The sequence below is a fragment of the Sphingopyxis sp. genome (assembly GCF_036402335.1).
Lineage (GTDB): Bacteria > Pseudomonadota > Alphaproteobacteria > Sphingomonadales > Sphingomonadaceae > Sphingopyxis.
Window position 1 is genome coordinate 1 of record NZ_DASWTD010000176.1, and the last position, 14,143, is coordinate 14,143.

11 protein-coding genes are annotated in these 14,143 nt (G+C 64.7%); 6 read left to right on the top strand and 5 right to left on the bottom strand.

Translation table 11 applies throughout. From position 1 onward, the window contains the following. Positions 1-257 (top strand): glycoside hydrolase family 97 C-terminal domain-containing protein (locus VGD20_RS05480; RefSeq protein WP_331133483.1); only part of this gene is annotated, 257 nt, incomplete at its 5' end. Positions 258-288: 31 nt separating this feature from the next. Here VGD20_RS05480 and VGD20_RS05485 read toward each other — a convergent pair. Beyond that, a complete protein-coding gene (locus VGD20_RS05485; RefSeq protein WP_331133484.1) occupies positions 289-1,872 on the bottom strand; it encodes a Na+/H+ antiporter in 1,584 nt (527 codons plus the stop codon). Between the two features lie 393 nt (positions 1,873-2,265). Here VGD20_RS05485 and VGD20_RS05490 point away from each other — a divergent pair, with 393 nt between their 5' ends. The 3 genes from VGD20_RS05490 to VGD20_RS05500 all read left to right on the top strand — a co-directional run bounded on the left by VGD20_RS05490 (position 2,266) and on the right by VGD20_RS05500 (position 5,779). Then, the gene (locus tag VGD20_RS05490; protein ID WP_331133493.1) at positions 2,266-3,042 is read left to right on the top strand and encodes an SDR family NAD(P)-dependent oxidoreductase; all 777 of its coding nucleotides are present in this window, start codon (positions 2,266-2,268) and stop codon (positions 3,040-3,042) included. Beyond that, positions 3,039-3,830 (top strand): enoyl-CoA hydratase/isomerase family protein, encoded by a 792-nt coding sequence (locus VGD20_RS05495; protein ID WP_331133485.1) that lies wholly within the window; start codon positions 3,039-3,041, stop codon positions 3,828-3,830. The genes VGD20_RS05490 and VGD20_RS05495 overlap by 4 nt, the downstream gene beginning before the upstream one ends. Before the next feature lie 170 nt (positions 3,831-4,000). Further along, a complete protein-coding gene (locus tag VGD20_RS05500) occupies positions 4,001-5,779 on the top strand; it encodes an arylsulfatase (protein ID WP_331133486.1) in 1,779 nt (592 codons plus the stop codon). On the opposite strand, the gene VGD20_RS05505 is transcribed toward VGD20_RS05500, so the two are convergent. Beyond that, positions 5,699-6,637 (bottom strand): formylglycine-generating enzyme family protein, encoded by a 939-nt coding sequence (locus VGD20_RS05505; RefSeq protein ID WP_331133487.1) that lies wholly within the window; start codon positions 6,635-6,637, stop codon positions 5,699-5,701. The two genes, VGD20_RS05500 and VGD20_RS05505, sit on opposite strands and share 81 nt — an antisense overlap. Then, positions 6,637-7,251, bottom strand: a complete 615-nt coding sequence (locus tag VGD20_RS05510; protein WP_331133488.1) for a TetR/AcrR family transcriptional regulator — start codon at positions 7,249-7,251, stop codon at positions 6,637-6,639. Before VGD20_RS05510 ends, VGD20_RS05505 begins: the two co-directional genes overlap by 1 nt. A gap of 134 nt (positions 7,252-7,385) precedes the next feature. Here VGD20_RS05510 and VGD20_RS05515 point away from each other — a divergent pair, with 134 nt between their 5' ends. Continuing rightward, positions 7,386-9,020, top strand: a complete 1,635-nt coding sequence (locus tag VGD20_RS05515; protein ID WP_331133489.1) for a sulfatase-like hydrolase/transferase — start codon at positions 7,386-7,388, stop codon at positions 9,018-9,020. Positions 9,021-9,023: 3 nt separating this feature from the next. Here the strand turns inward: VGD20_RS05515 and VGD20_RS05520 are convergent, their stop codons facing one another. Further along, positions 9,024-9,470, bottom strand: a complete 447-nt coding sequence (locus VGD20_RS05520) for an Lrp/AsnC family transcriptional regulator (RefSeq protein WP_331133490.1) — start codon at positions 9,468-9,470, stop codon at positions 9,024-9,026. After that, positions 9,470-11,407 carry an isoaspartyl peptidase/L-asparaginase gene (locus tag VGD20_RS05525; RefSeq protein ID WP_331133491.1) on the bottom strand — a complete coding sequence of 646 codons (1,938 nt, stop codon included), beginning with the start codon at positions 11,405-11,407 and terminating at the stop codon, positions 9,470-9,472. The genes VGD20_RS05520 and VGD20_RS05525 overlap by 1 nt, the downstream gene beginning before the upstream one ends. A 239-nt stretch (positions 11,408-11,646) precedes the next feature. On the opposite strand from VGD20_RS05525, the gene VGD20_RS05530 reads away from it, so the two are divergent. Continuing rightward, positions 11,647-14,143, top strand: a 2,497-nt coding sequence (locus VGD20_RS05530) for a TonB-dependent receptor plug domain-containing protein (RefSeq protein ID WP_331133492.1), incomplete at its 3' end; no start/stop codon positions are given.

A 14,143-nucleotide genomic window follows, 5' to 3' on the forward strand; every position in this document is an offset into this window, starting at 1 on the left:
AGGAACGGGGGAAGGGCGACTGGTATCTTGGCGCCATCACCGACGAAGAGGCCCGGACGCTGGAACAGCCGCTCCGCTTCCTCCCATCGGGCAAGCGGTTCGAGGCGCAGATATACGCCGACGGTCCGGGCGCCGATTTTAGCACCAACCCGGACGCGCTGACGATCGAGAAGCGGATCGTGACGCGCTCCGATACGCTCAGGCTCGCGCTCGCTCCGGGCGGCGGCACGGCGATCCGGTTCCGCCTGCTCGATTGATATCGGGCGATTGCCGGCTCGATCCGCCGACCTAGTCGCCGCGCTGCAATGTCATCGCCAGTTCCTCGACGTCGAGATCGCGTTCGAGTTCGTGGAGCACCTCGTCCTCGATCATCCCTGCGCGGTGGATGCGGAGCAATTCGGCGCGTCCGGCAGCGATGGCCTGGAGCAGCACGTCGAAATGCGACCGTAGCCCGTCCATCGCGGTGCTCGCATCGGCTTCGTAACGCTCCATGAAATTCATCCGCTTGCGATGTTCTTCGAGCATCATCGGATGGATGAGCGTGCCATTCTCGTCATAAGCGAGCCGTTCGATGACCGCGAACCGCGCGCGCGCCATCGCGGCTTCGGCGGCGGGCATCGACATTTTGGCGGGCGGGTCGGTATCGACCGGATTCACCGCGCGGATGAGCATGCCGAGGCTCGACCCCTGCGCGACGACGGTCGCGAAGATGACGGCGAAGGCACAGATCAGCATCAGGTCGCGGCCGGGCATGTCGACGGGGAGGGTCAACGGCACCGCCAGCGTCACCACGCCGCGCATACCCGCCCAGCTCAGCACCGTCGCCTGCCGCCAGCCCAGGGGCCGCGCGCGTTCCAGCCCCAGCTTGCGGGCAGCGCCCAGAATCGCCTCCGACCCGAAAATCCAGATAAAGCGCGCGATCGTGACGGTGATCACGACCGCCGCGATCACGATGGTCCACGAAAGCGGCATCGCCTCGATCCCGCCGATCCGCTCGATCGCACCGCGCAGCGAAAAGCCGATCAGGATGAAAACGAGCGCTTCGAGCACAAACACCATGATGAACCACGCGGAGTTGGCGCGGAGGCGGACGTCGGCGGACAAGATCTCGTGCTGGTACCAGCCCATCGCGAGCCCTGCGGTCACGGTTGCGATGACGCCCGACACATGCACGGCCTCACCGGCAATATAGGCCGCCCAGCAGAGCAGGATCGTGATCAGCATGACGAGCATGCGGTCCTTGAGGCGCCTGGCGAGAAAGATCCAGCCCGCCGCGACCAGCGCGCCGACGATCACCCCGCCGATCGCGACGAAGGCGAAGCTTTGCACGGCTTCGCCGGTGTGGAACACCCCGCTGAGCGTCGCGGCGACCGCGAAGCGGAAGAGGATCAGGCCGGTCGCATCGTTGAGCAGGCTTTCGCCTTCGAGCAGCGCTTCCAGCCGCCGCGGCAAATGGACGCCTTTCAGCACCGCGCGCGCCGACACCGCGTCGGGCGGCGAGACGATCGCGCCGAGCGCGAAGCAGGCCGCCCAGGGAAGTTCGGGCAGGATCATATGCACGACCACGCCGACGACGAGCGTCGTGAACACCACCGCACCGACGGCAAGCGACAGGATGCCGGGAAGATGACGGCGAAAGCGGCCGAGCGCGGTAAAATAGGCGCCGTCCATCAGCAGCGGTGGCAGGAACAGGACGAGTGCGAGTTCGGGATCGAGCGAGATCTGGGGCAAACCCGGGATGAAGGCGAGGCCGCCGCCGCCGACAAGGAGCGCGGTCGCGGGCGGCCAGCGCAGCTTCAGGGCGAGCCAGTGCAGACCGATGACAAGCGCGAGCAGCCCGAGGACGAGTTCGAAGGCTTCGACAGCGTGCATCGGATCAGGCCCGATCCATGCTGAATTTAAACAATGATGTCATCTTGAGGCCCCGCGTTTCGTCCAGTCCCACGACGCCGTTTGTGACGGCGTTTGCGTTCGCGATCAATGCTGGAGATCGTGCAGGCTCAAAAGCCCGGGAGCCTTCGCGACGAAATTCGGCCGGCGCAAACCGCGGCAGACTCAAGAATGCGAAAGGAGGAACCTTTATCCCCCGCCCGCCGCGCCCGGCAGCTGCGACGGGGGATGAGGTTCGTTGTGCACAGGAGAACATTAGGGGAACAAATTTGATCCGTCAACCTGTTTCTTGCGGTTTTTCAACCAAGCCCCGCGTTTGGTTGACGTGAACGTCAATCAGGGTCAATGCATAGGAAACGAAGGAAAGGGATCATGATGGCGGAGCAACCGAAGTTCGACCTGACGGGACGCGTGGCGCTGGTGACCGGGGCCTCCTCGGGCCTCGGCGCGGGCTTTGCCAAAGCGCTGGCGGCGGCGGGGGCGAAGGTCGTGCTCGCCGCGCGCCGTGCCGACAAGCTTGCCGAGCAGGTGGCGGCGATCGAGGCTGCTGGCGGGCAGGCGATGGCCGTCAGCATGGACGTGACCGATGAAGCTTCGACGATCGCCGCCTATGATGCTGCCGAGGCCGCGTTCGGCACGGTCGACACGATCGTCGCCAACGCCGGCGTCGCGACCGAGAAGATGGCGATGAGCCTGTCGGTCGAAGACGTCGATTTCCTGCTCGCCGCCAATGTCCGCGGCGTCTTCCTGACGGCGAACGAGGGTGCAAAGCGCTTGGACAAGGCGGGCAGCCGCGAGAGGCAGCATGGCCGCATCGTCCTGATCGGCTCGATCACCGCCGAAAAGGTCTTTCCCGCGACATCGGTCTATGGCGCGACCAAGGCGGCGGTACGCCATCTCGGAAAAGCACTGGCGCGCGAATGGGCGCGGCGCGGGATCAGCGTCAACGTGATCCAGCCCGGCTATTTCGAATCCGAAATGACCGCCGACCTGTTCGAAAGCGATACCGGCGCGGCAATGGTGAAGAGCTTTCCGCGCCAGCGCATGCGCCCCGCGACCGACCTGCATGCGCCGCTCTTGATGCTCTGCTCCGACGCCGCGCTCGGCATCACCGGCAGCGTGATCACCGTCGACGACGGGCAGACGCTGTGAGCGAGCTGCTGATCGAGGCGCGCGGGGCGGTCGAGATCGCCACGCTCAACCGCCCCGAACGGCTCAATGCGCTGAACGAGACGCTGGTCGACGCGCTTAACGCTTATTTTGGTGGGCTGGCGGATCGTCCCGAGGTCCGCGTCGTCGTCCTGCGCGGTGCGGGGCGCGGCTTTTGTGCCGGGCTCGACATCCAGGAAGACCGGTCGTCGAGCGACGAGACGCCGGTGCTCCGTACGCTGCGCACGCAGACGCGCATCGGCAATATCTATCGCAAGATGCGCGCCTGTCCGCAGCCGATCGTCGCGCTAGGCCATGGCGCCGCGTGCGGCGGCGGGCTGTCGCTGCTGCTCGCCTCCGACGTGCGTTATGCGGCGCCGTCGTTCAAGGCGAACGCTGCCTATATCCGCATCGGCCTCGGCGGGTGCGACATGGCGTCGAGCTATTTCCTGCCACGCCTCGTCGGCGCGAGCCTCGCGTCCGAGATGATCCTGACCGGCCGTTTCATCGACGCCGGGCGCGCGCTGCGCGCGGGCCTCGTCAGCGAGATCGTCGACGAGGACGCGTTGCTCGATCGCGGCCTCGCGCTCGCCGACGAGATGCTGGCGACCTCGCCTTATGGTTTGCGGTTGTCGAAACAGGCGCTCAACCTCAACATCGACGCGCCCGGCCTCGACGCCGCGATGGCGATCGAGGACCGTCAGCAGGTGATCCTTTCGGCGACCGAAGACCATCGCGAGGCGCTCGCGGCCTTCCTCGAAAAGCGCCCTCCGGCGTATCGCGAACGTTAAGGTTGAAGGCCGCGGCATCGCGCCCATTGACTCCAAAATATATTGACATAGTAAGTGCCATATCCCGAGGGGGTGGGAGTGATGGCAGTGCGCAGGAGGACCACTAAATGCCGGGTCGCTTAGGCGGGTCCCGGCGTGCTGCCATCATCATAACAGGCGCGCTGATCGCGATGGGGCCTGTGCGGGCGCAGCCTGCCGTGCCGGCGCCAAAGCATCCCAATATCGTCATCCTGCTTGCCGACGACTGGGGTTTTTCGGACGTCGGCTCCTTTGGTTCCGAAATCGCGACCCCGAACATCGACGCGCTTGCGCACGCGGGAATGCGCTTCTCCAATTTCCATGTCGCCGGATCCTGTTCGCCGACGCGCGCGATGCTCCAGACGGGGGTGATGAATCACCGTAACGGCCTCGGCAACATGCCCGAGACGATCCCCGACCAGCATCGCGGCAAGCCCGGATACGATACGGTGATGAACCTGCGCGTCGTGACGATCGCACAGCTTTTGAAGGCGTCGGGCTATCGCACTTACCTGACCGGCAAATGGCATCTCGGCAGCGATGCGAAGCGTCTGCCGCACGCGCGCGGCTATGACCGCGCCTACAGCCTCGCCGACGCCGGCGCCGACAATTTCGAGCAGCGCCCGATCGAGGGTATGTACGACAGCGCCGCGTGGACGGAGAACGGCAAGCCTGCGATCTTGCCCAAGAATTACTATTCGTCGCATTTCGTGGTGCAGCGGATGATCGACTATATCGAGGCGGATCGGAAGAGCGGCAGACCCTTCCTCGCGTCGATTAACTTCCTTGCCAACCATATCCCGGTGCAGGCGCCCGACAGCGACATCGCGCGCTATTCGGCGATGTACAGGGACGGCTGGACGGCGCTGCGTGAAGCGCGGGCGAAGCGCGCGGCGGCGCTTGGTATCATGCCCGCCGGCGTGCCGATCATAACGATGGCGACGACCCCCGACTGGAAAAAGCTGGGCGCCGACGAACGCGCCGCCGCGGTGCGCGTGATGCAGGCCTATGGCGGGATGGCGACCGCGATGGACCGCGAGGTCGGGCGGCTCGTCGCGCACCTCAAGGCCACGGGCGATTATGAGAACACGATTTTCGTCTTCCTGTCGGACAATGGCGCCGAGCCGACCAACCCGTTCGGCAGCCTGCGTAACCGGCTGTTCCTTGACATGCAATACGACCTTGCCATGGCAAACATCGGCCGCCGCGGCAGCTTCGCAGCGATCGGGCCGGGCTGGGCAAGCGCTGCGGCATCGCCTTTGTCGGGGTATAAATTCACCGCGTCCGAAGGGGGGCTTCGCGTTCCGCTGATCATCGCCTGGCCAGGGAATGCGAACATCCGCGCGGGCGCGATCAACGACGGCCTTGCACATGTCACCGACATATTGCCGACGCTGACCGAGCTTGCCGGCGTGTCGGGCCATGGCGGAAGCTGGCAGGGCAAGGCGGTCGAGCCCGTCACCGGGCGCAGCCTTGTGCCGATGCTGCAGGGCGGAGCGGGCAGCGTCCACGGCGATGCGCCGCTCGGCTATGAACTGTCGGGTAATTCGGCGCTGTTTCGCGGCGATCACAAGCTGGTGCGCAACCTTGCGCCGACCGGGGACGGCAAGTGGCGGCTTTATAATCTCAAGACCGATCCGGGCGAGACACACGATCTTGCCACAGCCGAGCCCGACCGCTTCGCAGCGATGATGGCCGACTATCGCGCCTATGCGAAGGCGAATGGCGTGCTCGATATGCCCGCGGGTTACACCGCCGACGAACAGATCAACCGCTATGCCTTCGAACGTCAGGGCAAGCCGCGGCTCATCCGCCTCGGCCTGTGGGTCGGCGGAATCGCCGTGCTGTTGTCAGCCCTTGTCTGGAATTGGCGTCGCCGGCGCCGGGCGCGCCGTGTCGATCAGGCGAAATCCGATATGGTCGGTGCCTAGGCTGCGTTCCTGAAACTGGCGCGCGGCAGGACGGTAACGCGCGCAATAATTGGCGGCGCAGAGGAAGCTGCCGCCCTTGATGACATTATTCTCGCCGCCCGCCTTGCTCGTCGTCCATTCCCACACATTGCCGATCAGGTCGTGGACGCCATGACCGTCGGCGGGGAAGCAGGCGACGGGGGCGCGGCTGGTGAAGCCATCAGTGCCCATATCGCGAACGGGGAAGCTGCCCTGATAATAGTTGGCGCGCGGCTTGCCATCCTTGCCGACGGGAACGTTACGATCGGCGCCCCCGGTCGCAGCCGCCAGTTCCCATTGCTCCTCGCTCGGCAGCGCCTTGCCCTTCCATTTGGCATAGGCGAGCGCGTCGTCATAGCCGACCTGCACCACCGGATCGCGGTCGCGTCCCTCGATATTCGTCCCGGACCCGGCAGGATGGCGCCATTCGGCGCCAACCACCCAGCGCCACCAGTTCGGGTTGCCGTCGGTGGGTGCGGTGAACACCGCCGATCCCGGGACCAGCATCTCGGGCGGCGCACCCGGCAGCTTGGGCGGATCCTGCTCGGCGAGTGTCCGGTACCCCGTCGCCTTCACGAATTCGGCGAACTCGGCGTTGGTGACCTCGTGCGTCGACATCCAGAAGCCCGCGACGGTTATGTCGCGCGCCGGGCCTTCCTCGGGCAGATGCGCGTCGGCACCCATCGCGAAGGTCGCACCCGGGATCCACGCATAGTCCGCGCCGGGCATCGCCGGACATTCGGGCGCCTTTGCTTCGGTGACCCTAGCGTCCTTTGCCTCACCGCATGCCGCGAGCGCGCCGAACAGGACCAGCGACAGCAGAACCGGCCCACCGCGCATCAGGCGTCTTCGGCAATCGTCGCCAGTATCGCCTCGACCATCTGGCCCATCACCGTTCCGGCGTCTTCGGCCGGCAGGCTCTGGTCGTGGCGCAGCGTCCGCCAGGTGTGGAACGACAGCGCCGCGCACAGCGCCTCGACCGCGATCCGGTCGGCGAGGATGGGGCCGGGAAGCAGGCGCAGGATCAACTCGCGTTCGAGCATCACGACGCGGCTATATTGTCCCATCAGGAAGGGCGACTGGTACCGCTTGATATTGGCGGCGAGACGAAAGGGCAAAGTCGTCTCGAACACGCGGACGCGGCGGCGGACGAGTTCGCGGACGTTGGCGCGCCAGGGCTGGTCTGGATAGGGCGCCATGACGACCGGCATCACCTGCTCGGTGATCGTCGCCGTGATCACGGCATACAGTGCATCCATGTCGTCGAAATGGCGGAACACGGTGCGCAGCCCGATGCCCGCTTCCTCGGCGACGCGCGCCGCGCTCGGCGACAGGTCGCCCGCGACGATGAGCTCCATCATCGCCTCGACGATGCGCTTGTGGCTCGACCGCCCACGTTCGCGCCGGCCGTCGACCCGTTCGGGGCCGGCCTGTTGCGCGTCGATTTTCCTCAACCCTGTCGCCATGGCGCCCCTGCTGGCCCGGCTTTGCGCCGGGGTCAAACAATCTTGCGTATCGAGCAATATAGTGACACATATAGTGTCAATTGTTTCGGGGCAAGCCGAGAGCATAGGATCGGGGGGGTGGGATGAGGAAAATATGGGTCGCGCTTGGCGTGCTGGCCTTGGCGGGCGCCGGCGGATATTGGGCGTTCGAGGCGAATAAATATCGCATTCCCGGCATGCTTCAGGATTGGAAAGACCCGGTCCAGCCGAACCATGCGGTTGTGTGGCAGCAGGGGCCCGCAACGGCGCCGGAGGGCAAGCGTCCGCCGAACATCATCCTGATTGTCGCCGACGACCTTGGCTATAACGACATCAGCCTCAACGGTGGCGGGGTCGCGGGGGGGATCGTCAAGACGCCGAACATCGACGCGCTCGCGCGCGAGGGGGTCAATTTCACCACCGCCTATGCCGCGAATGCGACCTGCTCGCCGTCGCGCGCGGCGATGATGACGGGGCGCTACGCGACACGCTTCGGCTTCGAATATACCGCGGTGCCGGTGCAGTTTTCGGAAAATCTCGCGCATGGCGAGGGCGTCGGCCCGCACCGCGCGATCTTCCACAAGGAACTGATCACCCCCGATATTCCCGATTATCCCGACATGGGCGTGCCCGCGAGCGAGGTGACGATCGCCGAGGCGGTGAAGGCGGCGGGCTATCACACGCTCCACATCGGCAAATGGCATCTCGGCGAGGCGCCGAAGCTGCAGCCGCAGGCGCAGGGTTTCGACGAAAGCCTTGCGGTGCTCGGCGGCGCAGCGATGTTCCTGCCCGAGGATGACCCGGACACGGTCAACGCCAAGCTTGCGTGGGATCCGATCGACCGCTTCATCTGGGCGAATCTGCGCCACGCCGTGACCTTCAACGGCAGCAAGCGTTTCCATCCCAGGGGCCATATGACCGACTATTTCGCCGACGAGGCGATCAAGGCGATCGAGGCGAACAGGAACCGCCCCTTCTTTATGTACCTCGCGTTCAACGCACCGCACACGCCGTTGCAGGCGACCAGGGCCGACTACGACAAATTCCCCGAGATCAAGGATCACAAGACGCGCGTTTATGGCGCGATGATCGCGCAACTCGACCGCCGCATCGGCGACGTGATGGCCAAGCTCAAACAGGCCGGGATCGACGACAACACGCTCGTCATTTTTACCAGCGACAATGGCGGGGCCTGGTACAACGGGATGCCCGATCTCAACGCGCCCTATCGCGGGTGGAAGGCGACCTTTTTCGAAGGCGGCATCCGCACGCCCTTTTTCATGCGCTGGCCGGGCGGAATCGCGCCGGGAACGCGGCGTGCCGACGTCACGGGCCATCTCGACATCTTTTCGACGATTGCCGCCGCTGCGGGCGCCAAGCTGCCCGGCGACCGGACGATCGACAGCGAGGACATACTGGCTGGTCCTGCCAAGCGGCCGGCGATGTACTGGCGCTCGGGCGACTATCGCGCGGTGCGCGCGGGCGACTGGAAGCTGCAGGTGACGAAGCGCCCCGAAAAGGCGCGCCTCTACAATCTTGCTTCCGATCCGACCGAGCGCCACGATCTTGCCACCAGCGATCCGCAGCGCGTGGCCCAGCTCCGCGCGATGATCGAGGCGCAGAACAAGGGCATGGCGAAACCGATCTGGCCCGGCCTCGTTGAAGGGCCGGTACGCATCGACGTGCCGCTCGATGCGCCGTGGAAGGACGGACAGGACTATATCTACTGGACGAACTAGACCCTAGCGTTCGACCTTCGTTGCTAGGATCACCGACGTGGTTGTCCGCTCGACCCCGTCGAGCAGCCCGATCTCGTCGATCAGCTCGTTGAGCTGGACGCCGTCCTCGGCTTCGAGCATCGCGATGATGTCATATTCGCCGCTGATCGCATGGATCGCCTGCACCAGCGGCAGCGCCGCGAGTGCCTGTTCGACCTCGCGGTGAAAGCGCGGCAGCGTCTTGATCATCATATGCGCGCGCACCCGGCTCGCCGTGAAGGCGTGGCCGAGGCGCACCGTATAGCCGGCGACGACCTTCTCTTCCTCGAGCCGCGCGAGCCGCGAATAGATTGCGCCGCGCGAGATGCCGAGTTCCTTGGCGAGCTGCGCGATCGTCTGCCGCGCGTCATCGCGCAGCAGCGTGAGCAGGCGTTCGTCGATCTCGTCGAGATTGACGCCGGGCTGCGCCATCAGTCGGCCAGCTTTTCGTCGGCGAAAATCGCGGTCTGCGGCGCGCTCCCGGCCATGATGCGGCCCCGGTACATGCCGAGATCGTTGATCGCAAAGGCGGGGCGTCCGTCGGGGCCCATCGCGATCAGCCCGCCGTCGCCGCCGATCGCGCCGACCGCCAGGATCGTCTCCTGCGCAGCGTCCTTCAGGCTCTCGCCCTTCCACGCGACACGGTCGCACACCTGTCGCGCGGCGCTTTCGCGGATGAAATATTCGCCCGACCCGGTCGCCGACACCGCGCATTGGCCGTTTTTGGCATAGGTGCCCGCACCGATGATCGGCGAATCGCCGATGCGGCCCCAGCGCTTGCCGGTCATCCCGCCGGTCGAGGTCGCGGCGGCGAGGTTGCCGTCGGCATCGAGCGCAACCGCGCCAACGGTGCCGAACAGATGCGTCGGGTCGACCGCCGCTTGCTGCTTCGCGCGCCATGCCACTAATTGCTGCCAGCGCTCCTCGGTGCGGAACCACGCGGGGTCGACCTGTTCGAGCCCGCGTTCGAGCGAGAAGCGGTCGGCGCCGTCGCGTGCGAGCATCACGTGCGGGCTGTTGTCCATCACTGCGCGCGCGAGGTCGATCGGGTGGCGCGTGCGCGTGACCCCGGCGACCGCGCCGGCCTTTTGTGTCTTGCCGTCCATGATCGCGGCGTCGAGTTCATTCCTGCCCTCGGCCGTGAACACCGCGCCGCGCCCGGCGTTGAAGAGCGGATTGTCCTCGAGCACGCGCACCGCCGCGGCGACGGCGTCGAGCGCGGCGCCGCCCTTGTCGAGCACCGCGCTGCCCGTGCGCAACGCTTCGTCGAGCCCGGCGCGATAGGCCTTCTCCTTTTCGGGCGAGAGCGTCTTGCGCTCGATCACGCCCGCACCGCCGTGGATCGCCAGCGACCAGCGCGGCACTTCGACGATTTCGCCGGCGCGCGCGGCATAGCTGCGTATGAAGACCGGGGCGTCGACCTGCCCCGAAGGCAGGTGGAGCACGGATCCGGGGCCGACGCCGGTCACCTTGACGCGCGGCGCGTCGAGCGGACCGCGTGTCGAGAGGCCGTGGAGGCCTGCGCCGTCGACGACCCACGCATAGCCATCGGGCTCGGTCGCATGGATGCGCGCGGTGCCGTCGGGCTCGACCGCGAGCGCCGCGCTCTCGTCGACGCCGAGACCGAGCATCGCGGGCTCGCTCGCTGCACGCCCGACTTGCGCCTTGGCGACGAAGGCGAAGAGGCGGCCGAGCCGCTCGCGTTCCTTGAAATGCGTGTCGGTGACGATGCCCTTGAGCAGCGCAAAATGCAGGAAGTCGCCCTCGATCGTGTTCGCGGGGCCGAAGGGATCGGCGAGCGCCTCGGGGCTGCGGATGCTGCCGTCGTCCATCGCGCCGTAGAGTTTTTCGCCCTGAATCGCGAGGCCGGCACTGGTTCCGGCGAGCGGCTTGCCCGCCGCGACATGCGCATTGAGGATATCGCCGACCGGGGTGCCGCGCCAATAGCGGACGTAGCGTGCCTGATCGCCGCCCGCGATGAAGATGCCGTCAGCCTTCTTCAGCCGGTCGAGGATCTTCTTGTTCGTTGCCTGCGAGCGCGCGTGGAAGACGAAGATTTCGGTAGACTGGATACCGCCGATTTCGTCGAAGAATTCCTTGCCGATTTCCTTGCCATAGGATGCGCTGATCACGACGATATGGCCGTTCCCGGCTTTGCCGAAAAACCATTTCATTGCATCGACATTGCGGTCGCCGCCGCCCATCAACAGCAGTCCGCCTGACACGGGGCCGGGCGTCGGCGTGTTCAATTTGCCGAAGACATAATGCTCGTAGGGCTTTTCCCTGGCTTCCTTTGCGGTGGCAGGCGCGAGAGACATCCCCAGCACGGCGAGCAGCAACCAAAATCCCCGCACGATCGAATGCAACATCCGGCTCCCTTCCGCCAACCCTTCAAAGGCCGGATGTTACATAATGACCACAGGAAAAGACAATATGATTTCCGATAATGTCATTGTGATTGAAATTATCGATGTTTTCTGGTCGAGTATACGAAACAGGGAGCGACGGGCGCGTGGGGTTTGATTCGCGCCCGAACCAAAACAGGGGCTATAAAATGACGAATTTCGGGAAGCGGTCGTTTCGGATTTTTCTGGGGATCACGGCCTGCGTGCCCGCGTTGGCATCGCCGGCACTCGCACAGGATAGCGACGGCGCCGAACAGGAAATCATCGTCACCGGATCGCGCATCCCGACGATCCGCGACCAAGGACCGTCGCCGGTCACGACGATCGATTCGGACACGATCCGCGCCAACGGCTATACCAGCGTTCCCGAATTGCTCGCCGCGATGACGCAGAACAGCGGCGAGACGCAGAGCCCGCAGTCGGGCAGCAGCGCCGACTTCACGCCGGGCGCGCAGCAGGTCGACCTTCGCGGCCTCGGCCCCAATCACACGCTGGTGCTGGTCAACGGCCGCCGCATCGCCGATTTCCCGCTGCCCTATATCGGACGCAGCAATTTCACCGACATCTCGAACATCCCCGTCAGCCTGATCGACAAGGTCGAAATCCTGAGCGGGGCCGGGTCGGCGATTTACGGGTCGGATGCGATCGCGGGTGTCGTCAACTTCAAGATGAAGGAAAAGCTCGACGGCATCACGCTCGATTATCGTCACGGCCGCACCGAGCATGGCGGTGGCATGTCGCATCGCATCACGGCAACGGGGGGCTGGTCGTCGGGACGCTTCAACATCGTCGGTGGCGTCGAATATCTCGATCAGCGTCCGCTGTGGGCCTATGACCGGAGTATTCAGGACAGCACCACTGACAGCCCGGTCGCATCGACCGCGATCGCGCGGAGAACCTTTTATCGCGCCAATGAGGACGTCGACTATCTCTCGCCGCCCGACGGCGCATGCGATGCGCTGTCCTACCTGAACCGCGGATCGGTTTTTCTGGCGAACCGCCCGCGCTATGGCGATTATTGTGGCAGCGAGGCCTCGGTGGCCTATGGCACGATCATTTCGGGCCGCAAGGGTTTCAACAGCTTCGGCACCCTGTCGTACGAACTGTCGGACAATGCGAAGCTGTTCACCGACTTCCAGTTCGGAATCAGCAAGGTCCGGCTGATGTACGACGTGACGAGCTGGGCGTTCGAGCAGTCATCGAGTAGCGCCAACAACGAGTTTTTCAACGAATATACCGATCAGGTCGAGGATTGGGGCCGTCAGTTCACGCCGGAAGAAACCGGCGGGTTCGAGATGCAGCGCAGCAAGCAGACGACCTACAGCATCACGCCCGGAATCCGGGGCAATTTCGGCAAGAGCTGGAATTATGAGCTGTCGTTCAACTACAGCCGTTATCAGTCGGTCGTCCGCTGGCCGCAGATTATCGCAAGCAAGGCGAATGCCCTTTTCCTAGGTACGCAAAATGGCGTTGATGAAGTGGGTCGCCCGATCTTCAATGCCAATCCGGAGCGGCTTTACCAGGCGCTGACCCGCGCCGAATATGAGAGCATCTCGGCCGACACGGTTTATCGTCCCTATAGCTGGACGAACAATTTGCAGGCGACGCTGACCAACGGCGAATTGTTCGAACTGCCCGCCGGGCCAGTCGGTTTCGCGGCGGTCGTCGAATATGGCAAGCAGGGTTACAATCTCCGTCCCGATCCACTGGCGCTCACCGATTATTATTACAGCTGGAAGGACAGCGACGGCAAAGGCAAGCGCAGCCATGCCGCGATTGGCGGTGAAGTGCGCGTCCCACTGCTGGATTTCGTGAGCGTGACGGGGGCCGGGCGCTATGACCATTTCCGCTTCGGCGGCGGCAGCACCGGCAAGTTTACCTACAATGGCGGGCTTGAGGTTCGTCCGTTGGACAGCCTGTTGTTCCGCGCGGCCTATGGTACGGCTTTCCGCGCGCCCGATCTCCACTATGTGTTCACGGGCCCCGGCAATATCGAGGGCGACGTCAACGACTACCGGCTCTGCGCCGAGAGCGAGCAGGAGCTTGAGGATTGCGATTACGCCGATATCGGTGTGGTCGTGAACCGCAACGGCAACCGCGATCTGAAATCGGAGACCGGCCGCACGCTGACCGCAGGCCTCGTCTTCTCGCCGTCGAGCCGGCTGCATGTGTCGGTCGATTATTTCCGCGTCACGCTCGACAATCAGGTGGACGATCTGAGCATCGATACACTCGCGCGTACCGAAGCTGACTGCGCGGCGGGCGACCTCGATCCGAGTTCGCCAACCTGCGTCGATGCTTTCGCCCGGATCAAGCGTTTCCCGGCCAATGTCCAGAACGGCCGGATCGAATCCATCGCGGTCAATCCGATCAACATCGCCCGCGAAAAGACGAGCGGCATCGACGTTGCCTTCCGCGGGACATTGCCGACCAGCTTCGGCGACTTCACCCTGTCGCTGGCGCATAGTCACGTCTTCAAACACAGTTTTGTACAATATCCTGGCGATCCGGTGATCAACAAGCTGGCGGCGGACAGCGGCTATTATCTGCCGCGCGACAAGTCGAACGGCAGCATCACCTGGGCATCGGGCGGGGCGCAGTTCACCTTCTCGGGCACGCGCCTCGGCAAGCTGCCCAATTATGACGAGGATGCCTTCATCAAGGCGAGCTATCTGTTCAACGCGACGCTGCAATATGATT

Bases quoted from the DNA above. Each gene is read 5' to 3' on its own strand.
- VGD20_RS05485 (WP_331133484.1), bottom strand. From the start codon at position 1,872: ATGCACGCTGTCGAAGCCTTCGAACTCGTCCTCGGGCTGCTCGCGCTT.
- VGD20_RS05490 (WP_331133493.1), top strand. From the start codon at position 2,266: ATGGCGGAGCAACCGAAGTTCGACCTGACGGGACGCGTGGCGCTGGTG.
- VGD20_RS05500 (WP_331133486.1), top strand. From the start codon at position 4,001: ATGGGGCCTGTGCGGGCGCAGCCTGCCGTGCCGGCGCCAAAGCATCCC.
- VGD20_RS05505 (WP_331133487.1), bottom strand. From the start codon at position 6,637: ATGCGCGGTGGGCCGGTTCTGCTGTCGCTGGTCCTGTTCGGCGCGCTC.
- VGD20_RS05515 (WP_331133489.1), top strand. From the start codon at position 7,386: ATGAGGAAAATATGGGTCGCGCTTGGCGTGCTGGCCTTGGCGGGCGCC.
- VGD20_RS05520 (WP_331133490.1), bottom strand. From the start codon at position 9,470: ATGGCGCAGCCCGGCGTCAATCTCGACGAGATCGACGAACGCCTGCTC.
- VGD20_RS05525 (WP_331133491.1), bottom strand. From the start codon at position 11,407: ATGTTGCATTCGATCGTGCGGGGATTTTGGTTGCTGCTCGCCGTGCTG.